Source organism: Oxalicibacterium sp. (genome assembly GCF_035565035.1).
In the GTDB taxonomy this organism is placed as follows: Bacteria; Pseudomonadota; Gammaproteobacteria; order Burkholderiales; family Burkholderiaceae_D; genus Oxalicibacterium.
On record NZ_DATMTD010000036.1, the window covers coordinates 1 to 25,499 of the forward strand.

Consider the following 25,499-nt stretch of genomic DNA (forward strand, 5'->3'; position numbering starts at 1 on the left):
TTCTGCCAGCATGGAAAGTGAAGCACGTATCGACGTCAATGGCGTCCGCAGTTCGTGCGACACCGTGGAAATGAACTCGTCCTTCATCCGTGCGATTTCCTTGCGCTCGGAAATATCATGTAAAAACGCGGTAAAGAACCAGCCGTTTTCCCAGTGGACGATCCCCGCGGACATTTCAACAGTGAATTCCTGCCCTGCCCGGTTCAGAACGATTCTTTCTCTGCGCTGACTGACGAATTGCGCTTCGCCTGTTTCTTCGTATCGCTTCAGGGCATTCACGAAGCTCATCCGGTAACGCTCCGGAAGAATCAATTCATGCAGGGATTTTCCGATCGCGTCGTCCTTTGTCCATCCAAACATTGCCTCGGCACGGGTATTCCATCCAGTTATCTTTCCCTGGGGATCGACGGCGATGTAGGCATCCTGTGCCGCTTCGATAATTGTCTGGACACGGCGTTCGCTGGCCTGCACGGCAATCAACGCCTGCTGAAGTTCTTCCGTGCGCTGGTCGACACGCTTTTCGAGCGTGAGGTTGAGATCACGCAGATCGTTTTCTTTTGCCAGAAGATTGGTAATCAGTGCATTCAGCGAGCTGCTCAATGCGCGTAGTTCGATAAAACTGTTTTCCTTGGGGATGAGTGCGGATTCTCCTTCACGTACGCGCCGGGCGGCGTCGGCCAAGGCCTTGAGCGGCTCCGAAATCCTGCGCGATGCGAGCAGGCCGAGCAGACAGAAAATCAGCGCCAGTGCGGCACCGGTCCAGAGAACCTGCCGCTGCAAGGTTCTGACCGGTAAAAAAGCTTCATCCAGGCTCTGCCGGACAAGAATGGTCCAGCCCAGCCCGGGATACACGGCGTATCCGCGGCTTTTCGTATAGCCGACAAGATATTGTTTTCCGTCCGGCCAGCGTTCGACGACATAACTCGATTGATAGTCGGTGGCGTTGGCGATACTTTGCAACGCCAGTTTTTCACCTTCCAATGCATCCGGACCGAGCAGCACGGTGCCATCCTGCGCCAGAATCAATGCCTCCACATTCCGGCTTTGCTTGATGGGTTCGAAAATGGATTGCTCGATGTCCTGGGCCCATTGCCACGACAGGTGCGTCCCCATGACACCCAGCATCTTGCGATGGGAATCGTAGTATGGAAAAGCGATGTCGATAAAGCGAAGCGGTTCGCCATCTTCTTGCGGCGGCAGCATCTTGGACAGCAGGACGGCGTTATGCACGTCGCCGAGATTGACGCCCTTCATCGCGTTTGCATGCCACGCCCGCTTTGAGACGTCACCTCCTTCCAGCACGCCTTTTGTCGACGCCAGAACCTTGCCGTTGATATCCGTCATGCCAATCCAGGCGTAATACGGATAGGTATCCTGCAACGCATCGAGCACTGCGCGTTTCTGCCTGGAAGGAACGCCGGGCGAAATGAGGTCGGGCCGTTGCGCCATCAGGTGGACTTCGCGAAAACGTTCGAACATTCCGCGGTCCAGTTTGTCGGAGGTCTGCAATGCCAATTGCGACAATCCATTACCGATATTGGATTTGATTCGATCGGAAACGATGACGCCGATGACTTCGCCCAGAACCAGCGTCAGCAGGATGGACAGGCCCGAGAATGCCAGGGCGAGATACCAGCCCACTCCTCGTTTATACAGGTAATTTCGGATATTCATGTCGTGATGAAGAGATCCTGCAATGGTGAACGAGGGTATCACAAGGGGTACGGAAGATCGTGCATGCTTTGCATAAAAGGAACGTCGTCGCCATTCTCTTGTCTATTGCGCAAATGCGATTTTGTAGCGATGATTTGTCGTGAATGCGACTTAACCTGACAACAGGCCCAAATGACGCCACAACAAGAAGCGATACCGTCCATCCTGGTCGTTGAGGATGATGAACACATTTCCCACCTGCTGAAGTTCATGCTCGAACGCCAGGGATATCGTGTTGAAACCGCGACCGACGGACGCATGGCCGATACCGCCATACGCGACAGTGTCGTTCCGCCCCACCTCGTCCTGCTCGACGTCATGCTGCCTTACATCGACGGTTTCGAGCTGGTCAAGACAATTCGTGCGAAGGCGGACTGGAACAAGGTCCCGATCATCATGCTTACAGCAAAAACGATGGAGCAGGACATCGTGCGCGCGCTTGATGCCGGCGCCAATGATTTCATCCTGAAGCCTTTCCAGCCCAATGAACTGCTGGCGCGACTGCGGCGTTTTCTGAATTGATGAAAAATCTTTCCATTGCCATTGCCATAGCGCTGCCTTTGGTCGCGGCGCTTCCCTTCCCTGCAATTGCCGATACCGGCAATCTGGGCAGCGATTTCTCTCCCGCAATGCTGGAAGCCGCCAACCCCGCCAAGGAACTGTCAAGCGACGACCGGACGACGATCGGTGTGCGCACTGCGCGCGAGCGGCTGAGCAACGATTCGCCGGACTGGACCGACAGCGCGGTAAGTATCCGGCGCGACCTGGGTGTCAGGCATCTCGTTGAGGCCACGCTGGTCGAGACGGAACGCTTCGATCTCTCGGATACGCAAATCAACGCGCTGTATTCCTTCCCGGTCAATGCAGCATTGACGGCGACGCTAGAGGGCAACACCAGCCCGACGCATCGCGTCCTGGCAAAGAACGCGTTCGGCGGCACGCTTCAATATGAATTCGCGCCCGCCTGGCTGCTGCACGGCGGTGGCAAGAGCACACGATACGACGATGTCCGCGTCAATCAAGGGGTATTGATGCTGGAACATTATTTTTCTTCCTACAGCTGGCTCGTCGGCTGGCGCCCTACACGCGCTTTCGGCACAACCGCACACGCAGTGGAAGCGCGAGGTGCCTACTATTATGGCGACAAGAATTCCGCCACGATCCTGATAGCCGCCGGCAAGGAAGCCGCCAGCATCGGGACTGACGTCACACTAACAAGTGTGCGTTCCCTGGTGCTGATTGGCCGCCACTGGCTGGACAAGGACTGGGCGTTCAACTATTCCATCGGCCACACGCGCCAGGGCGATCTGTATGAACGCAACGGGATCGATATCGGTGTTCAATACAACTTCTGACAGCTTCGTTTCGGCTGCACTCTGGGCGGGAGCGATCTCCCTGCTCCTGACCGCAATTGTCGGCATATCGATCATTGCCTTGCGTGTCGCATTGCGTCGCGCAGAGCGGCTCGAGAAGGCAACAGTGGAAAAGTGGCGTCCCATCCTGAACGCGACGCTGATCGGCGAACCGCCGGACACACTGCCGTCGCTTCGCAAAAATGAAGAACTCGATTTTCTAAAACTGCTGGTTTATTTCCAGACTTCCTTGCGGGGCGAAGCACGCGTGGCGCTGAACGACCTGGGTTACAGACTGGATTGCGACCGGATCGCGACGCACCTTCTGGATCGCGGCAACGATGCCGAGCAATTACTGGGCATCCTCGCGCTTGGTCACATGCGTGTGGAGTCCGCCCTACCTTCGCTGCGACAGCACGCGAACAGCAGCGATGCCGCGATCTCGTCACATGCCTTTTGGGCGATTCTGCAGACTGACGCGTCCCTGGCCCCCGCGCTGGTACCGGAATTTTTCGTGCGTGACGATCTGCCATTGTCCCAGTTGGCGAACATCCTGAAAGAAGCCGACTTCGATTGCACGGCCATTCTGTCGGAAAGCCTGGGCAAGGTCGATGCGCAACACATACCGCGTCTTTTGAGGCTGGCAGAATCCCTGCGCATTCAGCTTCCGGATACGCAAATCCGGGCATTGATGAATCGGGATGAAATCAACATCATCATCGCCGCCTTGCGCCTGGCTTCGTCGCCGCTGCTTTTGCTTCAGGCGAGAAAATTCCTGCACAGCGATAACTGGCGAGTAAGGCTGCATGCGGTCAGGGCCATCGGGAAGATCGGCGATCGAAGCGACATCGAACGGCTCAAACCGCTGCTGCAGGACAAGGAATGGTGGGTGCGCTACCGTACAGCCGAAACGCTGGTCGACATGCCGTTTGTCAGTCGCGACGATCTAGGTGCGCTTGTTTCCGCGCCGGACCGTTTTGCAAGGGATATCGTCACGCAGGTTCTTGCGGAAAGAGGAATGCAATGAACTGGCCGCTCGTCACCGAACTGACCACATGGTTTGTCTTGTGCTATTTCGTCTTGCTCAACGGCGGCTACATTGTGCTCAATCTGTTGTCCATTTTTACCCTCACCCGCCAGAATCGGGAGCGCATTCTGGCTGATTTGCCGCAGCTTTACTCCGGGCTCGAACTTCCGATCAGCCTGCTGGTGCCGGCATACAACGAGGAAGCCACGATCGCCGCATCCGTTCGGTCAATGCTGCAACTGAGTTATTCCGAATTTGAAATCATCGTCGTCAACGACGGATCGCGGGATGCCACGCTGGACGTATTGAAACGTGAATTCGGCCTGCAACCGTTTCCGGAAGCGTATCGCATCCAGTTGCCGACCAAAACCGTCAGGACTATCTACCGTTCGACGCGTTACCCGAATTTACGTGTGATCGACAAGGAGAACGGCGGCAAGGCGGATTCGCTCAACGCAGGAATCAACGCGTCGCGCTTCCCGCTCTTTTGCGGCGTTGATGCGGATTCCGTGCTGCAGCGGGACAGCCTGCAGCGCGTCGCCAAGCCGTTCATGCGCGATGCGACCGTTGTCGCGACAGGCGGCACGGTCAGAATTGCGAACGGCTGTGAAGTCAGCGGCGGTTTTCTGACGCGCGTCGGATTGCCGCGCAACCCTCTTGCCCTGTTCCAGATCGTCGAATACCTGCGCGCTTTTCTTTTCGGCCGTTTGGGATGGTCGGCAGTCAACGGCATGCTGATCATTTCCGGCGCGTTCGGTCTCTTCAAAAAGGATGTGGTGATCGCCGCCGGCGGCTATCGTGTCGATACGATTGGCGAAGACATGGAACTGGTGGTGCGCATGCATCGCGTGCTTCGCAAACGCCGCCAGCCGTATCGCGTGGAGTTCGTGCCGGATCCGGTTTGCTGGACCGAGGCGCCGGAAGATTTTCGCACGCTGCGTAATCAGCGCGTACGGTGGCAGCGAGGCCTGTCCGAAAGCCTGAGCAGCAATTGGGGGTTGATGTTCAGCCGCAATGGCGGCGTCCCGGGCTGGCTGGCCTTCCCTTTCATGATGCTGTTCGAATGGCTAGGTCCGTTGATCGAGCTTGGCGGGTATTTGTTCATGATTGTCGGCTTTTTTACCGATATCGTTTCCTGGCAGGCATTCTCCGCATTCCTGTTTGTCGCGATCGGTTTGGGAATTCTGCTTTCCGCCTCGGGGCTGCTTCTGGAAGAGATGTCATTCCATATTTATCCACGCGGCCGCGATCTTGCGTGGCTTGCATTGTTTGTCGTCGTGGAGAATTTCGGCTATCGACAGATCAACACCTATTGGCGCCTGAAGGGATTGCTCAAATGGGCAATGCGCGATGAAGGAAGCTGGGGAGCGATGAAACGCAAAGGCTGGCAAAACACGCCGCCGGATGTGAAGCCATGATGCGCAAGGAGAAAACGGCCATGCGCACCATTTTTCTGGGACTGCTGCTGATGACGACCATGCAAGCGCACGCGGCCTGGCTGTATGCCTGCGCTCCGGGAACCGAGCCGGACGCAAGCGGTCGGTTTTCTTCCACGATCTCCAGGCCTGACGGTAGCAGCGTGCGCATCGGCGTTGTCGAACAGCGGCCGACAGGTGCATGTTCGTACCGCCAATTGCCGTTCCCGCTGTCATCGATAGATGGAATCCGCCCGATCAACCGGCAGATCGCCGACATTGCGACCGACCGCATGCTGGTAACCGGAAGCGCTACCGCGCAGGGATTTGCCATCAGCACGGTCGAACCCGTATCGCCTGCGACCGGATCGGTACGCAGTGCGATACCGCTAGGTGCGAATCTCCTGCCACGCATGACGTTGCGCCCCTACGGTGTCGAGGAGCGCGTACAGGCACGGATGGAGGAGGACAAACTCGTTGTGACATGCATTGCGGGACAAAAACCGGCAGGGGTACTACTTCTGCAGGACTGGTACATCCCGCGTGTCAACGCTCATTTGCTCTTGCAAGGCAGCGCCACGGCCGCTTTCGAGCTGCATGCATCGGATGCCGGCCAGGCCGCACGAGAATCTTCCACGCTCATCGGCAGGCTCGACGCGCGAGACATGCAGACATGGCGTCGCGGGATGGGTGACGTCCAGTTCGATCCGCAAACATGGCGTTCCTTCTCGATCGCCTGCCCGCAGGGGCCCGGAACGCTCACACTGAAATCGCTGCAACTGCAACCGGAACAGCGACCGATACCCGACCGTGCCACCTGGATATGGAACCCTTCAGCGTGGCTGGACGAGCCACGCGCCGTACTTGATCTGGCGGAACGCCACGCTGTCCGGACGCTGTTCATATCGATCCCGGTTCGCGACGGCGACGTGCAGTATCCGGACCAACTTGCATCGTTCATTCGCCTCGCTTCGTCCCGCCACATACGGGTCTGGTCCGTCGACGGCGATGCCAGAATGGTTTTGCCGGACGAGCATGCAGCGGCCGTCAAACGCGTTACGGCCTACCGCGCCTTCAACGAAGGAGCCGATCCGGACGCCCGCCTTGCCGGCGTGCAGTTCGACGTCGAGCCTTATCTGTTGCCCGGATACGATCTGGCCGAAGAGGAATGGAACAACCGGTATATCGCCCTTGTCGATCAATTGAAACGCGCTGCGGGGACTATTCCGATCGACATGGTTGTACCTTACTGGTGGGCAGACAGGCAAAAGCTGATGCAGGCTGTCGCAACGAATGTGACAAGTCTGACCGTGATGGATTACCGAACGAATGCGGACGACATTCTGCGCTTTGGTGCGCCATTTCTCGACTGGGGAAAACAATTCGGGAAACGCGTGCGCATTGCGCTGGAAGCCGGGCCGGTCGATAAGGAAACGGTCCGCCATTCCACCCGGGCAAAGGAAGGCCAGCTGTCGTTCGTGGCTCTGGGAGAAACGACGGTTGCCGTTTTGACACGTGATCCGCACGCCGCACTGGACGGATCCGCCTACATGATCACGTCCTCGACTGAGCTGGACGGTTCCGCCACCAGCTTCAACCGGAATTCTGCGGGACTCGTGAGCCTGCTTCCCATGCTTGAGGCGCGGTTTTCCGCATGGGACTCCTTTGGCGGCATGGCGCTGCATGAATTGAAATGATGCGAGAACAAAAGCGCGCGCAAACAATCTCACACCAGGCCTGAAACAAAACTACAATCCTGCAACCCGCCTGATCGCATCTTTAGTGTTTCATGAAACTTCGCTCACGTCTTTGCCTGCTAGCCGCGGTCGCCCTCGTTCCGCTTGTGATCTTCTCCGCATTTGCGGCAGATCGGCTGATCGACGCACTAAAAAGCGCCGCGTTGCGCGGCATGCGCGAGACGGCACGAACCTGCGTGTTGATCATCGATCGCGAAGTAAAAAGTTCCATATCGGCGTTGCGTGTCCTCGCGACGTCGAACTCGCTGAAAAGCGGCAGCTGGAGCAAATTCTACGACCAGGCAAGGTTTGCCACCGACCCGGCAGGCGGCTGGGTTGTCCTGTATGACGAGAACGGCCGGCAAATCATCAATACCAGAGTGCCCTTCGGCTCCCAGTTGCCTGCCCGCCCTTCGCCGGAAAAGATCGTGGATATTCTCGATGGCGGCGTACCGAACGTATCGGGCCTGGTATGGGGCAAGACAATCCAGCGCCATATCGTTTTTGTCGATATGCCTGTCTATCTGGATGACGGCAGACGCTATCTCCTGTCCCAGGCGTTTTACGCCGAGTATTTCAATACCGCTTTCGCCAACCGGAATATTCCGGACAACTGGGTTGTCGGCATCTTCGATCGCGACGGCCTGACGATTGCGCGCAGCAAGCGCGCCGCAGAGTTCGTCGGCAAGCTCGCCTCTCCGAAGACGGTCGCCGCCGTGAAGGCAGGACGTGAAACGGAAATGAAGCACGTCATCCGCGACAACATTGAAGTCTACGATTCGATTGTGCATTCCACGTTGTCGGGCTGGACGGTTGCGGTCGGCGTGCCTGTCCAGGATATCGATGCGGAATTCAAAAAAGCCGGTTATATCGCCGCAGGCGGCCTGCTGCTGGCAATCCTGGTGGCGGTATGTGCATCGGCCTGGATCGGACGCCGGCTTGCCGAAGGCATTGAACGCGCAGCCGATTCGGCTGGCGCCTTGGGTCGAAACGAGGCCGTTCCTCCCGCCACCCCTTCAGGTATCGAGGAAATCGATCATCTGCAACATGCCTTGACGGAAGCGTCCACGCTGTTGTCCGAAGAACAGAAGAAACGTGCCGCGGTCGAGCAGGAAAAAACATTGCTGCTCGCATCGGAGCAGCAGGCACGCAAACTTGCAGATGAGCAGAACAGAGCCAAGGATGAGTTCATGGCCATGCTTGGCCATGAACTGCGCAATCCCCTGAACGCGATCAGCAGCGCCAGTTCGCTGCTCGACATGCAGGGAAGCAACCAGGAGCGCGCGAAGGCGGTCATTCGCCGCCAGAGCGATCATCTGCGTGCAGTGATCGATGATCTGCTCGACCTGAGTCGCGTCATCTACGGCAAGGTCACGCTGGAAAAATCCGTTGTCGATCTGGGGCAGCTGGTACAGCGTTGTACAGATACTGCCGGCATGACGGGGGCACTGGACGGTTATCAGGTTTCCATCCATACAGAATCCGCCCGCGTCAAAGCCGATGCGACCCGCATCGAGCAGATCGTCACCAACCTTCTCGACAACGCGATCAAATATGCACCGAACGGCAGCCACATCGATATCGCGGTTGTGAACGATGGCAACGATGCCGTCCTGCGCATCACCGATTCCGGCATCGGCATCCCGCCTGACCTGCTGCCGCGCATTTTCGATGTCTTTGTGCAGGGAGATAACTCGCTTGCACGCGCCAAGGGCGGCATGGGAATCGGTCTGTCTCTGGTGCGCAAGCTGGTTGAATTACACGGAGGCACCATTCAGGCAAAGAGCGATGGTGAAGGCCGTGGCGCGACCTTTACGGTCCGCTTGCCGCGCACGACAGATGGTTCCTCCGTTACGGATATGAAAAAAAGCGGTAACGCTGCGCCGAACTATTCGATTCTGCTGGTCGACGACCTGGACGAAGGGCGCGAAGTGCTGTCGATGTTGCTGGAAGCACTCGGGCACCGTGTGGTCGCCGTGGCAAACGGCGAAAACGCATTGAAAGCCGCGACGGACATGCCGTTCGACATCGCCATTCTGGATATCGGCCTGCCCGGCATGGACGGATATGAACTCGCACGCCGGTTGAAGGACGATCCTGCAACGCGCAACATCAAGCTGTTCGCATTGACGGGTTACGGCTTGCAAGAGGACAAGGACAAGGCGACCGCGGCCGGTTTCGATTGTCATTTGACCAAGCCGTTGCAACTGGACGCCTTTGCACAATGTCTGAAAGCCGTATTTGGCTGATGTCTCGTCGGTGACAGGCACTGCGACCTTGCTGCAATGTGATCGCGACATCGGTAGCCGAAGGAACGCATGGACTTCGAAAATCCCGTCAATTCGTTGTCACCTGCGACGCAAGCCGATTGCATTAAGATGCGCGCTCTCCTTTTTTGACCGATCCATGAACTCCTCCTTCTATAAAAACGCGCTGGTCCTCGGCCTGCTGTCAGCCATCGGACCGTTCGCCATCGATATGTATTTGCCGGCCTTGCCGTCGATCGGCGCGAGCCTCGATGCGCCGACGAGTGCAGTTCAGGCCAGCCTGATGGCTTTCTTCATTTCGCTGGGGATCGGTCAATTGTTGTACGGGCCGATTTCCGACATGTTCGGTCGCAAGCCGCCTTTGTATTTTGGTCTGGCGTTGTTTGCCGTGTGCAGCGTCGGTTGTGCGCTGGCGCCGAATATTCATGTATTGATCATCCTGCGCTTCCTGCAAGGCCTGGGGGCGGCGGCCGGCATGGTGATTCCGCGCGCAATCGTGCGCGATCTGCATACGGGCAACGATGCGGCGCGGCTGATGTCATTGCTGATGCTGGTGTTCAGCGTGTCGCCGATTCTGGCGCCTTTGGCCGGCAGCTTTCTGATTGAATGGAGCGGCTGGCGCAGCGTGTTCTGGGCGGTGACGATCGCGGCAGCGCTGGCGTTGATCCTGTTAAGTACCGGACAGCCGGAAACGCGGACGAAGGATCAGCGCGTCGGCAGCAGCGTGATGAGTGCGTTGAAGGCGTATCTGTTCCTGTGCCGCGATCTGCATTTTCTCGGGCTGGTTTTCATCGGTGCGTTCGGCGTGGCGAGCTTTTTTGCGTATCTGGCGAATTCGTCGTTCGTGCTGATCAACCATTACGGGTTGACCCCGCGTGAATACAGCTTTGCGTTCTCGGCCAATGCGGCGTCGTTCATCGGCGTATCGCAATTTACCAGCCAGTTGGGCAAGCGGTTCGGGCTGGTGGCGGTGGTGAAATTCGCGGTGGCGGGTTTTGCGCTGATGATGACCGCCCTGCTTTTTGTGAATCTGGCCGGCATCGCGCGACTGGATGTGATGCTGGCGTTCCTGTTCATCGGTTATGGTTTTCTCGGTCTCGTCGTGCCGACCACGGCAGTGCTGGCGCTGGAAGAACACGGTGAAATTGCCGGTACCGCATCGGCGTTGATGGGAACGTTGCAGTTCGTCACCGGTGCAGTCGTCATGGCGATCATCGGTCCGTTTGCCGACGGCACGGCGTTGCCGATGGTGATGGGTATCTCTGGTTGTGCGATTGTGGCTTTCATTATTTCGACGGTCACGATGCGGCATGTGAAGAATCATCCGCCGGAACTGATGTCCTGATTGCGACAAGAAGCCGGGAAACAAAAAAGCCGCTGAATACCAGCGGCTTTTTCTTTTCAGTGCTCTGCCCTATTTTGTAGCGACCTGGTCGAGGATGTGTTTCGGCACCGGCGCGTAGTGCTTGAACTCCATCGTGTAGGTGGCTCTGCCTTGCGTCAGCGAACGTAGCGACGTCGAATAACCGAACATCTCGGCCAGCGGGACTTCCGCACGCACCAGCTTGCCACCGCCACCTGCAATGTCGTCGGTACCTTGCACCATGCCGCGGCGCGACGACAGATCGCCCATCACATTGCCCATGAAGTCTTCCGGCGTTTCCACCTCGACGTGCATCATTGGCTCGAGCAGGACCGGATTGGCACGGCGCATGCCTTCCTTGAACGCCATCGACCCTGCCATGCGGAAGGCGTTTTCGTTCGAATCGACGTCGTGGTACGAGCCAAAGGTCAGCGTGACCTTGACGTCTACCACCGGATAACCGGCCAGCACACCGTTCTTCAGCGTTTCCTGAATACCCTTGTCGACGGCAGGAATGTATTCGCGCGGAATCACGCCGCCCTTGATCGCATCGACGAATTCATAGCCTTTGCCCGGTTCCAATGTCAGCACGGCGTGACCGTACTGACCGCGTCCGCCGGATTGCTTGACGAACTTGCCTTCGACATCGGTCACGGCCTTGCCGATGGTTTCGCGGTAGGCGACCTGCGGTTTGCCGACCGTGGCTTCGACGTTGAATTCACGTTTCATGCGATCGACCAGGATTTCCAGATGCAACTCGCCCATGCCGGAAATGATGGTCTGGCCGGACTCTTCGTCGGTATGCACGCGGAAGGATGGATCTTCCTGCGCCAGACGGTTCAGCGCCATGCCCATCTTCTCCTGATCGGCCTTGGTTTTCGGCTCGACCGCTTGCGAAATCACCGGCTCCGGGAAAACCATGCGTTCCAGAATGATCACGTGCTCCGGATCGGACAAGGTGTCGCCGGTTGTCACGTCCTTCAGGCCGACGGCGGCGGCGATGTCGCCTGCGTAGACTTCCTTGATTTCCTTGCGCTCGTTCGCGTGCATCTGCAGGATGCGGCCCAGCCGTTCCTTCCTGCCCTTGAGCGGGCTGTAGACGGTGTCGCCGGAATTGATCACGCCGGAATACACACGGAAAAAGGTCAGCTGGCCGACGAACGGGTCGGTCATGATCTTGAACGCGAGCGCCGAGAATGGCTCGTTGTCGGCCGGATGGCGTTCGATTTCCTCGTCGTTTTCACCATGCCCCTTGATCGCCGGCACGTCGACCGGCGATGGCAGATATTGAATGACGGCGTCGAGCAGCGCCTGCACACCCTTGTTCTTGAACGCGCTGCCGCACAGCATCGGCACGATTTCGCCGGCGACGGTGCGCTGACGTAATGCCTGCACGATTTCGTCCTCGGACAACGCGGTGCCGCCGAGATACTTGTCGAGCAAGGCTTCGCTGGCTTCCGCCGCGGCTTCGACCATCCTGTCGTGCCATTCCTGCGCCTGTTCCTTCAGGTTGGCGGGAATCTCGCCGTACTCGAACTTGACGCCCTGGCTGGCATCGTCCCAGATGATGGTCTTCATCTTGACCAGATCGATGACGCCCTGGAAATGGTCTTCGGCGCCGACCGGCAACTGGATCGGAACCGGATTGCCCTTCAGGCGATCCTTGATCTGTTGATATACGCGCAGGAAATCCGCGCCGACACGGTCCATCTTGTTGACGAACGCGAGCCGCGGCACCGCGTATTTGTTGGCTTGGCGCCAGACGGTTTCGGACTGTGGCTGCACGCCGCCGACGGCGTCATACACCATGACGGCGCCATCGAGCACGCGCATCGAACGCTCGACTTCGATCGTGAAATCGACGTGGCCCGGCGTATCGATGATGTTGATGCGATGCTCGGCAAAATTGCCGGCCATGCCTTTCCAGAATGCGGTCGTGGCTGCCGACGTGATGGTGATGCCGCGTTCCTGTTCCTGCTCCATCCAGTCCATCGTCGCCGCACCGTCGTGCACTTCCCCGATCTTGTGATTCACCCCGGTATAAAAAAGCACACGCTCGGTCGTCGTGGTTTTGCCGGCGTCAATGTGCGCGCTGATGCCGATGTTGCGATAGCGCTCGATGGGGGTTCTGCGGGTCATGATGTGCCTTTCTTGAAAAGCCCGTCTGGTTGGAAATGCAGTCCATGTTAATGCTTCTTTCGGAACGCCGTCTGAAGACGTCGACATGGAAAGCCGACTATATGTCGACGGGCATCGTGTTTTCAAGTAATGCCATGGCGGAAGAATTCGCCGACAAATAAAAAGCCCGCCGATTGGCGGGCCGCTATGTGCCGCTTCCTGGAACGGACTATTCGTCTACATCGTCCGGGCCGGACTCCTGCTCGATGCGATCGACATCCACATCGCGTGCCGACTTGTCCGAATCGCTGCGATCGACGCCGGCGCGTTCACCGGTTCCCGTTGAATCCGTATCGCCGTCGCGACCAGGCGTGCCCGCCATGTCGCTGCCGCTATCGGACGAATCACTCGGACCGAGTGCATTGATATCGTGCCCTTCGCCCAATTCATGGTCTGGTTCGAAATCGTTGTCGGGATCGAGGGTGCTGGTACTCATGGACGTCTCCTTGTCGAATGGATGACTCATCGTAGCAATGTGTCATGCGATTTCGAATAGGAGAAACAAGCGACATGGCGTAGGACGATCAGGCATGTAAACTTTTAATCTGTTGCATGAGATTTGAATTCATAAGCCTTTGATTTAAATGAATTATAAGTATTCGTTTATATCTGATGTTTTACTTGATAAGTAAATTATCCTTATCGGCTTTTTCCTGAAAACATCCTCAATTACCGCTTGGTGCGCACGCTTATTTCAGTTGCCACGCCACACTTCCCTTCGGATGCCGATACCAGCCCGGATCTCGGTAATCCCCTGCTTTCTGATCCTTGCGAATCTTGACCGTCGTAAACATGCCACCCATTTCGATTGCACCAAACGGACCGCTTCCGCTCATCATCGGCAAGGTGTTTTCGGGTAGCGGCATGGACATCGCTCCCATGTCGGCCATGCCGTGCTCGCCCATCGCCATGTAATCGGGGATGATGCGGACGATCTTGTCGACCACCTTGCGCTGATCTACACCGATCATGGTGGGAACGGAATGCCCCATCGCATTCATCGTGTGATGACCCTTGTGGCAGTGAAACGCCCAGTCGCCGGGTTCGGTGGCGTCGAATTCGATGGCACGCATCTGTCCCACCGCCACATCGGCGGTGACTTCCGGCCAGCGGGCCGTCGGCGGGACCCAGCCGCCGTCGGTGCCGGTGACTTCAAATTCATGCCCGTGCAGGTGAACCGGATGATTCGTCATGCTGAGGTTGCCGCAACGGATGCGCACACGATCGCCCTGTCGGCAAACCAGCGGCGCAATTCCCGGGAAAACGCGGCTGTTCCATGTCCACAGATTGAAGTCGAGCATCGTGTTGATGCGCGGCGTGCTGCTGCCCGGCTCGATGTCGTACGCGTTCAACAAGAACACGAAATCGCGATCGACCTTGTATTGCGACGGATCTTTCGGATGCGTGATCCACGATCCCATCATGCCCATCGCCATCTGCGTCACTTCATCGGCGTGCGGGTGATACATGAAGGTGCCGGGACGTTTTGCCTCGAACTCGTAAACATAGGTTTTGCCCGGCGGAATCTGCGGCTGCGTGATGCCGCCGACGCCATCCATGCCATTCGGCAGGCGCTGGCCGTGCCAGTGGATCGTCGTATGTTCGGGCAGCTTGTTGGTGACGAAAATCCGCACCTTGTCGCCTTCGACCACCTCGATCGTCGGCCCGGGACTGGAGCCGTTATACCCCCAGAGCGTGGCTTTCATGCCGGGTGCCAGTTCGCGGATCACCGGTTCGGCGATCAGGTGAAATTCCTTCCAGCCGTTTTTCATCCGCCACGGTGCGCTCCAGCCGTTCAACGTGACCACGGGATTGAATGGGCGTCCGTTTGCCGGCGCGGATGGCGGTATTGTGTTGGCGTGATTGACGATCTGCGCTTCGGGAATCGATGCTGCGCCGGCCTTGCTGACAAAGCCGGCACCGATCAACGTTGTTGCGCCGGCCAGAAAATTTCTGCGGGAAATCATGTTCGATCCTTCTTCAATGTGTTTGCGCTGCGGCGGCGGATTGACTGCCTGTACCTGACAGCGTTGAGCTTGTGACAGCGAAGCCGCCGGAGCCGTTGACTGCCGCCTGCAAATCCGTCTCGGCCAGCCAGTAATCACGCTGGGCGGCGATGGAGGCATCGACTGCCGCGATCTGCAGTCGTGCATCGGCCAGCAGATCGAATACGCTGGCCAGCATGCCGTTGTAACGCAGCAGCATCTCGCCTGAAACGCGCTTTCGTAGCGGCACCACTTCATCGCGGTAATGTCGCGCCAAATCGTAAGCGGTGCGGTAGGCGGAATAGGCTTCGCGTACCTCGGAGCGGGCACGAATGGCTGTCTCGGCGGTGCGATGAACAGCCTGCATGTACAGCGCTTCAGCCTTGCGCGTTCTGGCCGCGCCCCAGTCGAACAACGGCAACTCCACGCTGACCTCATAACCGTTGCTGCGTGCGCTGCCTGTTTCACTTTTGTTGATGTAGCCGGCGTCCAGCACGTTGATGAAGCGCGTGCTTTTTGTCAGTCCCAGCGCATCGGCAGTCGCCGCGGTATTGCGCTTCGCCATTTGCACATCGAGGCGTTGCGTCATGGCCTGTGCTTCGAGTTCATCCATCGCGTCCGGTTGCGACGGCATTTCCGGCAGGCGTTCGGGTAATGTGAACGTCTGGCCGCTTTGCCAGAGGCCCAGCAGACGCATCAACCGCTCTCGTGCGGCAGTTGCCTGATGCAGGCTGCGCGCAAGTTGCGCTGCCGTATCTGCATAGAACATCTGTTCGCGTGCAGCATCCAGCCGGTTCCAGTTGCCAACCTGTCGCATCTGCTGCGCAAGTTCCGCTCCCGCCTCCGCAGCATCTTTTGCACGCGTCATCAGTTCAGCGCCTTGCTGCGCGGCGACGGCATTGAAATAAGCACGTCTCACGTCGGCGACCAGATTGACCGCATCGGTCGCTGCCTGCAGCTGGGCCTGTTCGAAGCGCTTTCCCTCGATCTTGCTGCGCATCGGCATCGTCAGCAAACCGGCCAGATCGAACAGAATGCCGCGATCGATTTCCGTCTCGCCTCCTCCGCTCAAACGAGCGAACGAGATGCCCGGATTGCGCAAGCGTCCCGCCTGCACCAGATCGGCTTCTGCCACGCCGAGCTCGGCAAGCGCAACCTGCAGGCCACGGTTATTGAGCAAGGCGATATGCACAGCATCGTCTGCGGACAACGGCTTGCCCAATAAATCTCGCACCATTTGCGCATTTGCCATGTTTTCTTCGTTCGACATCTTGTACAACGGCTGGCCAGTGCGTTGCTTCGTCATTCCGGAAACGGCATCCACGCCGCCGTCTTCGGAAAAAGAAGCGCAACCCGACACCATAAGGACAAGCAGCAATGGGAGGCAAACTTTACGATAACGGAGTGCAACCGATTTCATTTCACCACCCCTTCCATATGGTGATGCGATGAATGCATCGGCATTGAATGCCCCGTATGCTCGCCAGGCATTTCCGTGACCTGTTGCTGATGCACGCCGGCATGCGTTGCATGCTCATGGCGTGTGACGGCCATTTCGGCAGCGTCGGGCTGCACCGGTTCAGACGCGCTGCGATAACCGTCGAATACCGAGCGATACACCGGGAGCGGCGCATGTATCGAGGGATCGGATGGATCGTCCGCATGCGTTTGTGCATGTGCCACGTCCAGTGCAAGGAGAGCCGGCAGCCATGCCGACAGGCGAAATATCGATTTCATGATGTTCTCGTTCGTGAAGACGGATGACGTGATCAGATCGATGCGCCGCCCGCAACGGGACGAACGCCTATCAAATACTGAGCAACAGAAAAACGACTAGACGAGAATGGATCTGGGCGGCCGCTTGATGCCGTCAGGGATATACGCGAGAAAGGTTGCGGCAGGCGCAGCAACGGCGGGAATCGAGCCGACCGGCAACAGTGGCCAGTCATGCACCGAAGGCAACGCGGTCATGCCGACGTTGCAGGCCGCGCAGGCGCTGCATTTCATGTCGACATGCCTGGACACAGGGGAGTTTGTCGATGCATGGGAGTGCGCATCTTCCGCCTGCATGCTGTGCCCTTCACCTTCAGTCATGTGATGTGATGCGTGCATTGCGATGTCACCGGCCTGCGTGACTTGATGTATGACCGGCGCGCAGGACAATTGCGTTGCCGCAGCCCATCCCTGCACCGGCAATGCCAGCGCAAGAAGCCACAACAATGCTGTCTTGACAAGTCGATTCATGGTTTGCGAGTTTAACACGGCGGTGCCGCAGCGCTTTTGCGACAGCGTGCTATTTCAGATAGGAGCGCAGTATGCCGACCACCTGTTCCAGATCGGCCTGCCGTTGTCTGGCCGGAATGTCAGCCGGGCCCAGGTGTTCCCGGATGTGATTTTCCAGAACTTCGCTCATCAAGCCGTTGGCGGCACCGCGAATGGCGGCAATTTGCTGCAGGATGGAACTGCAATCGACACCCTCTTCCAATGCCTTTTCCAATGCCTGTGCCTGTCCCTTGATGCGACGTACGCGCGCGAGCACCTTCTTGTTGTCGCCGGTTGTATGGGCCATTTTCGCTCCTCGAGTTCTTGAGTGATATCTGCTGTTAATATACTGGGGTACAGTATATTTGAAAACGGAATCAACATGGCCTTATCGACGGAAAATGACCTCGTCCACGACCACATCTTCAATCACGGCAATCCGCTGGCAGAAAGAAAGACGCTTTGGGCGCTGGTGCTCACAACGATCATGATGATCGCGGAAATCATCGGCGGTTACCTGTTCAATTCGATGGCGCTGCTGGCAGACGGCTGGCACATGAGTTCGCATTCGGTTGCGCTGGGCCTGTCGGCGCTGGCATATGTCCTGGCACGGCGTTATGCGCATGACACGCGTTTTGCGTTCGGCACGTGGAAGATGGAAGTGCTCGGCGGTTATACCAGCGCGATACTGTTGATGCTGGTTGCGGGCCTGATGTTTTACCAGTCAATGGAACGCCTGCTAGAACCGGCCGCTGTGCACTATGACGAGGCAATTGCGATTGCGTTCGTCGGCCTGCTGGTCAACCTGGCCTGCGCGTATCTGTTGAAGGACGATCATGCACATCATCATGAGCACCATCATGGACATGATCACAGCCATAATCACGGCCATCACCATCACGACCTGAATCTGCGCGCCGCCTACATGCATGTAGTGGCAGATGCCGCGACATCGGTATTGGCAATCGTCGCCCTGTTCGGCGGAAAGCTGTGGAACGTCACCTGGCTCGACCCGGTCATGGGACTTGTCGGGGCGATACTGGTGTCGGTCTGGGCGTATGGATTAATTCGCGACAGCAGCCGCGTATTACTCGACGCCGAAATGAACGTGCCGGTCGTCGAGGAAATTCGGGATGTCATCGCCGCCAGTCCGATTGCCGCGACGATTTGCGATCTGCACGTGTGGCGCGTCGGCAAGGAAAAATATGCCTGCATCCTGAGTCTAGCAGTCGCCGAAGATGTGGCACCGGCCTACTTCCGCAAGCAACTCGCGATCCACGAAGAACTGGCCCATGTCACTGTCGAGATCACGCGTGTTGCGCGTCCCTGATGCGGTGATTTCGAACGGCGGCCGAAATTAAAATTACTGCGCGTCGCTTGCTGCCGGCTTGTCCAGGAAGAAATCGACCGCCAGCTTGACGATCGGCGGCTGGATCGCATGCTTGCCGTTGAATTCCACATACTCGACGTCGTAACCGGCGCCTTTGAGCTTCGTCGCGTTGGCTCGGCCGCTGGTCTCGATCGGCAATTGTTCATCGATCAAACCATGCGCGATGAAAACTTTCGGCGCGCCCTCCTGCATGAAAACCGACATGAAGCCGCCGGAGAAGACGATCACGTGGCTGACCAGATCGCCATTGGTGATGCCGATCGACAGCGAATAACTGCCGCCATCGGAGAAGCCGGCAAACCCCAGGTGCGTCGGGTCGAGCAAATAACGCGATCCGACTGCGGTCAACGCCAGTTCCAGTCGCTGCAAGTCAGGACCGCTGCCACCGATGACGATGTCCCATGTCGGAAACATCGAATGCGGCGCCAGCAGCAGAAATCCTTCGCGCTCTGCATGTTCTTCCAGGAAAGGAAGCACTTTCTCCGGAAAACCGCCCGCACCGTGGAACATGACGAGCATTGGCACCGGACCGCTTTTCGGCAGGCTGGCCGGCACGTACAAGACGGCATCGCGCTCTTCCGCGATGCCGAGATGATTGCGCCCCGGATTCAGCGGCGGCAGGCTGGGCACAATGTGGCGAAAGGAAAGGCGGCCCATCAAGGAAGGATCGAACATGGCGTTTGGTCTGTTTGTTGTAATGGAAGCCGACTGCGCACATCGACGGACGGCAGCCAGCACGCGATTATGGCAAATTTTCGCCCTGATGGCTGTGTCCATAAGTGAAGCGGACGTCGCAGCCCGGCCATCGCGCCACACAATTCACTTCAGTGCATGCATCCGGAACACATTTAAAACGTGCGCTTCTCCGGTGGCGTCCATTGATACAGCCATGTTTCGGTCAAGGCACGGCCGTCGGCCGCCAGATACAGGCGCAAGTCGATCGGGCCTTTGACGTCGTCGGCGATTTTCAGATCGAAGATCGCACGATATCCGTTGATTTCATCCAGAGGACGCGCCGACGGGATCTCAACCTCGCCATGCGTCGCGGAAATCACCGGCACGACTTTCACATCCTTGTTCAACGAGCCGAGATCGCCGCCGGCAAAGTCGACCGCGAAGCGCCATGAGAAGTACGTGCGCTGCTTGCCGATCACGCCGCCAATGCCGGTGCGCGTGGCAACCGCGGTCCCGAGTTTCGGTGCGACCGGAATTTTCGCACCCCAGTACAGCTTGTAGCCGAACAGCAGTTCCTGTCCCGGTTGCGGCTTCGCTTCGGGATTCCAGAAGGCGACGATGTTGTCGAAGGTTTCATCGACGGTTGGAATTTCGACAAGCTGGATCGAGCCTTTGCCCCAGCCAGATTTCGGCTCTACCCAGAGGCTCGGGCGCCTGTCATAGAACACGCCATCGTCCTGATAATGATCGAAATCCCGGTCCCGCTGCATGAGGCCGAAGCCGCGCGGATTGTTGTCGGCATAGGCATTGAAACGCAAGTGCGCCGGATTGACGAGCGGTCGCCAGATCCATTCACCGTTACCCGTCCACATAGCGAGCCCGTCGGAATCGTGAATTTCGGGACGCCAGTCGTTGCTGATGCGTTTATCGTTTTCTGCATAGAGAAACATGCTGGTCAGCGGTGCAACGCCCATGCGCTCGATTGGCTTGCGCGGATACAGCGCGGCATCGACATCCATTGTCAGCACCGCGCCCGGCTTGATCAGAAAACGATAGGCGCCGGTCACGCTTGGCGAGTCGAGCAATGCATACACGGTCAGCACATCGGACTGTTGTGCCGGCTGCTCCAGCCAGAATTCGCTGAAGCGGGGAAATTCTTCCGGTCGCTCCATGCCGCAATTGATAGCCAATCCGCGTGCGGATAATCCGTACTGCCATTCGCCGCCGACCGCGCGGAAATAACTTGCCCCCAGAAATGCCGTCACGTCCCGTACCCAGTCCGTATGAAAATTCACACGAAATCCGGCAAAGCCCAGATCCCGCGGCAACTCCGCACCCTTCAATCCGCTTTTGCCGTAATTGAACATGGCCGGATCGTAAGCCAGCTCGCGCGACTGTCCGTTTTCCACTTCATGGATTTTCACCGACTGAGTCGCGTACATGCCGAGATGAAAAAACTTGGCGCGAAAGCGCAACTTGTCATTGGCCCATAACGCATGGTCGTTGCGATAGGAGATCGACTGATACTGATCCCAGTCGAGCTTTCTGACTTTTTGCGGAACATTGTCCGGCGGCGAACGAAACGACTCGCCTGCCAGCGCACGCGCCCGTCCCTTGAGCCACGCATAATCGAAGGCCGCAGCCTTGCCCAGGGTTTTCATGGAGGACGATGTCGCGGCGGCATACAAGGGTGATGCAGAAAAACCTGCCAGCCCGAGGGCGGCAGAAGCTTTGAGGAGGTCACGTCGTTGCATGGCTTCTTTTTCTCCCGATCATTGTTGTCATCTGCAAACTTTGGCAAGTTTGCAGACATAACGTTCAATTTCGGACATGCAACGCAACGGCATCGGGCGTTAAAATAAGCACCATTCCACATCCATTCAAGGAGAAGCACATGAGCGATAACGCCGCTAACACCGCCAACACAGAGAACGCAGCGCAACCGGAAACCATCAACAAAAGCGAAATGCATTCGCTGTGCCGCCATCTGGGCCGCAGCCTCAAAGGCACCGGCAGCAGCGACAGCACGCTGGCAATGCATCTGATGAAAGAAGCCGAATACCTGAAGACGAATGGATTCGAAAATGCACACGAAATGTTTGCGATGATCGCGGCCACGCTGGATCCAAGCCTGCCGATCAAGATGGAAATCGCGCGTCGCGTGGATGATCGCTGACCCGCGTCATGGACGATGACGTTCCGGTACCGGAACCAAGCAAGCTCACCTTAAGCAAGGAGCGCTGGGCGCGTGAAGGCCGTCAACCCGCACGCGCCAGGCTGGCAGATGCGACGCGTCTTCCGCCGGGGCAGCATCGTACGACGGACTGGCCGGTGCTCGACCTGGGCGAACATCCGGACATCGTGCCCGGCGCATGGGAATTGCAGGTATTCGGTGCCATTGCACGGCCGGCAATCTGGCGCTGGACCGATCTGATGGCACAGCCACAGACAAATTCCGTTTCCGACATCCATTGCGTGACCAGCTGGTCGCGCTACGACAATCAATGGCAAGGCGTATCAACGATCGATCTGCTTGAATCCGTCGTGCCCTTGCCTGCCACGCGCTTCGTGCTGCTGCATTCTTCCGATGGCTACACGACCAACCTGACGCTCGAGGATTTCGCAGCGGAAGGCGCCATGCTCGTGCACGCATGGTCAGGCCAGCCGCTGGCGCGCGAGCACGGCGGGCCGGTACGCCTTGTCGTTCCGCATTTGTATTTCTGGAAAAGTGCGAAATGGATCAACAAGATCGAATTCCGCACGCAGGATGCGCCCGGCTTCTGGGAAGTGCGCGGCTATCACAACCGCGGCGATCCATGGCTGGAGCAACGTTATTCAAACGATGAATGACATTCTTGCAAACAAACCGTTATCACCCTTATCACCTCCTTGCATAGCCGTTTTCAAACTGTTATCGGTTACAAAAAATAGTCTCTTCATTGCAGGATAACCACATCCTTCCATGAAGAAACAACGCTATCATCGCTGCTCGATGGAAACTAAGTTGAGCAATCATGATCAAGCCGTTTTTCCTTGCCCTCCTCGTCGCCGTTGCGCTGCCGGTTACGGCCACGCCGCTAGGCTCCAAGCACGCAATCGTCATCGATGAACAGACCGGTCAGGTCCTGTTCGAAAAGAACGCCACCGATATCGTGCCGATTGCTTCGCTGACGAAGCTGATGACCGCCATGGTCGTGCTCGATGCGCATCCCGACATGCAAGAGCCCATTGAAATTACCGAAGAAGATGTCGATACGCTGAAATTCAGTTCATCGCGCGTGCCGGTTGGCGCTGTGCTGCCGCGTCATACGCTGCTGGAACTGGCACTGATGTCGTCGGACAACCGTGCCGCTCACGCACTGGCCCGCACTTATCCAGGCGGCATGAAGAATTTTCTGGTTGCCGTTCGCAACAAATCCTATGCATTGAATCTGCGTCGCACGAACATCGAGGAACCGACCGGATTGTCGCCATTCAACACGTCGACCGCCAGCGATCTGGCCAAGTTGACGATGGCTGCTGCACGCTATCCGGAAATCGAACGTATCACTACCGTGAGCGGAGACCTGATCGAGGTTGACGGTTCGCCGCGCCATTATCACAACACCAATCGCCTGGTCGGTGACAAGAACTGGAACATCCTGCTCTCCAAGACCGGATTCACGAAAGAAGCCGGTCGCTGCATCGTCATGCGCGTACGCGCTGCAGGTCGCGATGCAGTGATGGTCTTGCTGAACGCGCGTGCGACAGCCAATCGTACGGCCGATGCAAACGTGCTGCACCGCCTGCTGACCGGCTCGCACAATACGGAAGTCATGGCAGGCCTGCACCTGCAATAACCGGAAGCGATAAATAAAAAAGCCGGCAACCCTGCCGGCTTTTTTATTTGGATGACGAAATGAATCGTGATCCCGCTGCCTTTTCAGATATGCCGATGAAATTCCAGCGGCTTGATATTCGAATTGCCCGAATTGCTGTCGGCTTCGGGATTCGACTCGCAGGTCGAACAGGTGTTGCAGCCGCTGCCACAACCGCCTCCGGAACTTTCACCCGGTTGCAGAAACCGCCCCAGCCTGCGCAACAACGCCGGACGTTGCGGCTGATCGAATGCTGCAGCCAGTGTCGTCTGCTGCGCACGCGTCCATTTCGGCAGCAAGCGACGCAATACATACACCGCGCTGATCAGCACGATCGCACCAATGATCGCGTTTTGCACGATATCGAAAAGAGTCATGTGAGCATCCTTGCAATCCGGTAAGTCAGGAAAGAAGCCAGATACGCCAGCGCAAACAGATAACCGGCGGATACCGCTACTGTACGCCACGAATTGGTTTCGCGCCGGATCACAGCCAGCGTCGACAGGCATTGCGGCGCAAACACGTACCATGCCAGCAGCGACAGCGCGGTCGCCAGCGACCATTGCGTTGCGATGACGGTTCCCAGTTGCGCCGCGATCGCATCTTCGCTGCCTGACATCGCATACACGGTTCCCAATGCAGACACGGCAACTTCGCGCGCTGCCAGGCCCGGGATCAGCGCGATGCAGATCTGCCAGTTGAAGCCGATCGGCGCGAACACATGTTCGAGCATGTAGCCGAGACGTCCTGCCACGCTGTAATCGATGGCCGGCAACGTCGCCCCTTCCGGTGGTCCCGGGAATGTGGTGAGGAACCACAACAGCACGGTCAGCGACAGAATGATCGTCGTCACGCGGCGCAGGAAGATCAGCGCGCGTTCCCACAGGCCGATTGCGATGTTGCGCACGCTCGGCATGCGATACGAAGGCAACTCCATCAGCAATGCGTGCTCGCTCTTGTCCTTGCGCATGCGCTTGATGAACCAGGCGACGGCCAGTGCGCTGATGATGCCGGCGACATACAGCACGAACAACACGATGCCTTGCAGGTTGAATACGTTCCAGACCGTGGTGCTCGGAATGAAGGCGCCGATCAGCAAGGTATAGACCGGCAGCCGCGCCGAACACGTCATCAACGGCGCAACCAGAATCGTCGTCAGCCGATCGCGCGGGTCCTGAATGCTGCGCGTGGCCATGATGCCTGGAATCGCACAGGCAAAACTGGACAGCAGCGGAATGAACGAACGTCCGGTCAGGCCGGCCTTGAACATCACGCGATCGAGCAGGAAGGCTGCGCGCGGCAGGTAGCCGGATTCTTCCAGCACCAGAATGAACAGGAACAGGATCAGGATTTGCGGCAGGAACACCAGCACTGCACCAAGCCCGGCAAAGATGCCGTCGACGATGAGGCTGCGCAACAAGCCATCCGGCAGGTTTGCGCCGATCCATTCACCCGTGACAGTAACGCCTGCCGTGATGGCATCCATCATCGGCTCGGCCCAGGAAAAGACTGCCTGGAAAATGAAGAACATCACGACCGCCAGAATCATCAACCCCAGCACCGGATGCAGCAGCCAGCGATCCATCGCATCGTCGATCGCCGAAGTCGAACGCGGCATTGTCACGGTCGCCGCAAGAATCCGGCGCACCTGGCCGTGAATATCGGCATCGACTTCATCCGCACGGGCCGGTGGCGGCGTCTCGATGCGATCCAGGTGTTCGACCAGTGCCTTCGTGCCGCCGCTCTGGATCGCCACGGTTTCGATGACTTCCATGCCGAGCTGACGCTGCAGTTCTTCGCGATCGATGCGAATGCCGCGCTTGCGGGCCGCATCCATCATGTTCAATGCCAGTACCATCGGACGGCCAAGTCGTTTTACTTCAAGCACGAAGCGCAGGTGCAGACGCAGATTGGTTGCATCGACAACACAGACGATCAGTTCCGGCAATTCCTCACCGGCGACACGGCCGAGGCAGATATCGCGCGTGATGACTTCATCCGGGCTTGCCGCGTCCAGACTGTAGGCGCCCGGCAGGTCGAGCAATTTGAAGACGCGGCCGGATGGTGCGGTAAAGCGCCCTTCCTTGCGTTCGACGGTCACGCCGGCGTAGTTCGCAACTTTCTGGCGGCTGCCCGTCAACTGATTGAACAGTGCGGTCTTGCCGCAATTCGGATTGCCGACCAGCGCGATACGTGAAATAGCCATTGAAGAATTCTTCTCTCAGGTTGCCTAGATGTGTTCTCTGAAATTTTCCCGACTGCTGTTATGCGGGACTCAT

Annotated in this window: 23 protein-coding genes; 11 read left to right on the forward strand and 12 right to left on the reverse strand. The window is 57.8% G+C overall.

The genetic code is table 11. The features are described from left to right. Positions 1-1,674, reverse strand: a 1,674-nt coding sequence (locus VN114_RS03455) for a PAS domain S-box protein (RefSeq protein ID WP_325512021.1), incomplete at its 3' end; no start/stop codon positions are given. Positions 1,675-1,845: 171 nt separating this feature from the next. Here VN114_RS03455 and VN114_RS03460 point away from each other — a divergent pair. From VN114_RS03460 to VN114_RS03490, 7 genes are all read left to right on the forward strand, one after another. Then, complete coding sequence (locus VN114_RS03460) at positions 1,846-2,235, forward strand: response regulator transcription factor (protein WP_325512023.1); 390 nt, start codon at positions 1,846-1,848, stop codon at positions 2,233-2,235. Continuing rightward, a complete protein-coding gene (locus VN114_RS03465) occupies positions 2,235-3,068 on the forward strand; it encodes a YaiO family outer membrane beta-barrel protein (RefSeq protein ID WP_325512025.1) in 834 nt (277 codons plus the stop codon). Before VN114_RS03460 ends, VN114_RS03465 begins: the two co-directional genes overlap by 1 nt. Further along, a complete protein-coding gene (locus VN114_RS03470) occupies positions 3,049-4,092 on the forward strand; it encodes a HEAT repeat domain-containing protein (RefSeq protein WP_325512027.1) in 1,044 nt (347 codons plus the stop codon). The genes VN114_RS03465 and VN114_RS03470 overlap by 20 nt, the downstream gene beginning before the upstream one ends. Next, entirely contained in the window at positions 4,089-5,510 is a 1,422-nt protein-coding gene (locus VN114_RS03475) for a glycosyltransferase (RefSeq protein WP_325512030.1), read from the forward strand. Before VN114_RS03470 ends, VN114_RS03475 begins: the two co-directional genes overlap by 4 nt. Positions 5,511-5,530: 20 nt before the next feature. Then, positions 5,531-7,204 carry a hypothetical protein gene (locus tag VN114_RS03480; RefSeq protein ID WP_325512032.1) on the forward strand — a complete coding sequence of 558 codons (1,674 nt, stop codon included), beginning with the start codon at positions 5,531-5,533 and terminating at the stop codon, positions 7,202-7,204. A gap of 92 nt (positions 7,205-7,296) precedes the next feature. Continuing rightward, complete coding sequence (locus VN114_RS03485; protein ID WP_325512034.1) at positions 7,297-9,492, forward strand: hybrid sensor histidine kinase/response regulator; 2,196 nt, start codon at positions 7,297-7,299, stop codon at positions 9,490-9,492. A 157-nt stretch (positions 9,493-9,649) separates the two neighbouring features. Next, positions 9,650-10,855 carry a multidrug effflux MFS transporter gene (locus VN114_RS03490; protein ID WP_325512036.1) on the forward strand — a complete coding sequence of 402 codons (1,206 nt, stop codon included), beginning with the start codon at positions 9,650-9,652 and terminating at the stop codon, positions 10,853-10,855. A gap of 69 nt (positions 10,856-10,924) precedes the next feature. On the opposite strand, the gene fusA is transcribed toward VN114_RS03490, so the two are convergent. The 7 genes from fusA to VN114_RS03525 form a co-directional block, all read right to left on the reverse strand. Further along, positions 10,925-13,012, reverse strand: coding sequence for an elongation factor G (gene fusA, locus VN114_RS03495; protein WP_325512037.1), 2,088 nt, complete (start codon positions 13,010-13,012; stop codon positions 10,925-10,927). Between the two features lie 208 nt (positions 13,013-13,220). Continuing rightward, positions 13,221-13,487 (reverse strand): hypothetical protein, encoded by a 267-nt coding sequence (locus VN114_RS03500; protein WP_325512039.1) that lies wholly within the window; start codon positions 13,485-13,487, stop codon positions 13,221-13,223. Between the two features lie 253 nt (positions 13,488-13,740). Beyond that, positions 13,741-15,018, reverse strand: coding sequence for a copper oxidase (locus VN114_RS03505; RefSeq protein ID WP_325512041.1), 1,278 nt, complete (start codon positions 15,016-15,018; stop codon positions 13,741-13,743). Positions 15,019-15,031: 13 nt separating this feature from the next. Further along, the gene (locus VN114_RS03510) at positions 15,032-16,456 is read right to left on the reverse strand and encodes a TolC family protein (protein ID WP_414694186.1); all 1,425 of its coding nucleotides are present in this window, start codon (positions 16,454-16,456) and stop codon (positions 15,032-15,034) included. Further along, positions 16,453-16,773, reverse strand: a complete 321-nt coding sequence (locus tag VN114_RS03515) for a hypothetical protein (protein WP_325512045.1) — start codon at positions 16,771-16,773, stop codon at positions 16,453-16,455. The genes VN114_RS03510 and VN114_RS03515 overlap by 4 nt, the downstream gene beginning before the upstream one ends. Positions 16,774-16,869: 96 nt before the next feature. After that, a complete protein-coding gene (locus VN114_RS03520) occupies positions 16,870-17,280 on the reverse strand; it encodes a hypothetical protein (RefSeq protein ID WP_325512047.1) in 411 nt (136 codons plus the stop codon). 49 nt (positions 17,281-17,329) lie between these two features. After that, the gene (locus tag VN114_RS03525; RefSeq protein WP_325512049.1) at positions 17,330-17,605 is read right to left on the reverse strand and encodes a metal/formaldehyde-sensitive transcriptional repressor; all 276 of its coding nucleotides are present in this window, start codon (positions 17,603-17,605) and stop codon (positions 17,330-17,332) included. Between the two features lie 75 nt (positions 17,606-17,680). Between VN114_RS03525 and dmeF the strand changes: the two genes are divergently transcribed. Then, the gene (gene dmeF / locus VN114_RS03530; protein ID WP_325512051.1) at positions 17,681-18,628 is read left to right on the forward strand and encodes a CDF family Co(II)/Ni(II) efflux transporter DmeF; all 948 of its coding nucleotides are present in this window, start codon (positions 17,681-17,683) and stop codon (positions 18,626-18,628) included. 33 nt (positions 18,629-18,661) lie between these two features. On the opposite strand, the gene VN114_RS03535 is transcribed toward dmeF, so the two are convergent. Further along, positions 18,662-19,363, reverse strand: a complete 702-nt coding sequence (locus VN114_RS03535; protein WP_325512053.1) for an esterase — start codon at positions 19,361-19,363, stop codon at positions 18,662-18,664. A gap of 173 nt (positions 19,364-19,536) precedes the next feature. Beyond that, entirely contained in the window at positions 19,537-21,117 is a 1,581-nt protein-coding gene (locus tag VN114_RS03540; protein WP_325512055.1) for a glucan biosynthesis protein D, read from the reverse strand. A gap of 140 nt (positions 21,118-21,257) precedes the next feature. Between VN114_RS03540 and VN114_RS03545 the strand changes: the two genes are divergently transcribed. The 3 genes from VN114_RS03545 (at position 21,258) to VN114_RS03555 (ending at position 23,202) form a co-directional block, all read left to right on the forward strand. Further along, complete coding sequence (locus VN114_RS03545; protein ID WP_325512057.1) at positions 21,258-21,539, forward strand: hypothetical protein; 282 nt, start codon at positions 21,258-21,260, stop codon at positions 21,537-21,539. An 8-nt stretch (positions 21,540-21,547) separates the two neighbouring features. Beyond that, on the forward strand, positions 21,548-22,213 hold the full coding sequence (locus VN114_RS03550) for a sulfite oxidase-like oxidoreductase (RefSeq protein WP_325512059.1): 666 nt from the start codon (positions 21,548-21,550) through the stop codon (positions 22,211-22,213). Between the two features lie 164 nt (positions 22,214-22,377). Then, the gene (locus tag VN114_RS03555) at positions 22,378-23,202 is read left to right on the forward strand and encodes a serine hydrolase (RefSeq protein WP_325512060.1); all 825 of its coding nucleotides are present in this window, start codon (positions 22,378-22,380) and stop codon (positions 23,200-23,202) included. Positions 23,203-23,285: 83 nt separating this feature from the next. Here the strand turns inward: VN114_RS03555 and VN114_RS03560 are convergent, their stop codons facing one another. Both VN114_RS03560 and feoB read right to left on the reverse strand, forming a co-directional pair. Continuing rightward, entirely contained in the window at positions 23,286-23,597 is a 312-nt protein-coding gene (locus VN114_RS03560; RefSeq protein WP_325512062.1) for a DUF6587 family protein, read from the reverse strand. Then, the gene (feoB, locus tag VN114_RS03565; protein ID WP_325512064.1) at positions 23,594-25,426 is read right to left on the reverse strand and encodes a ferrous iron transporter B; all 1,833 of its coding nucleotides are present in this window, start codon (positions 25,424-25,426) and stop codon (positions 23,594-23,596) included. Before feoB ends, VN114_RS03560 begins: the two co-directional genes overlap by 4 nt. Positions 25,427-25,499 lie beyond the last annotated feature (73 nt).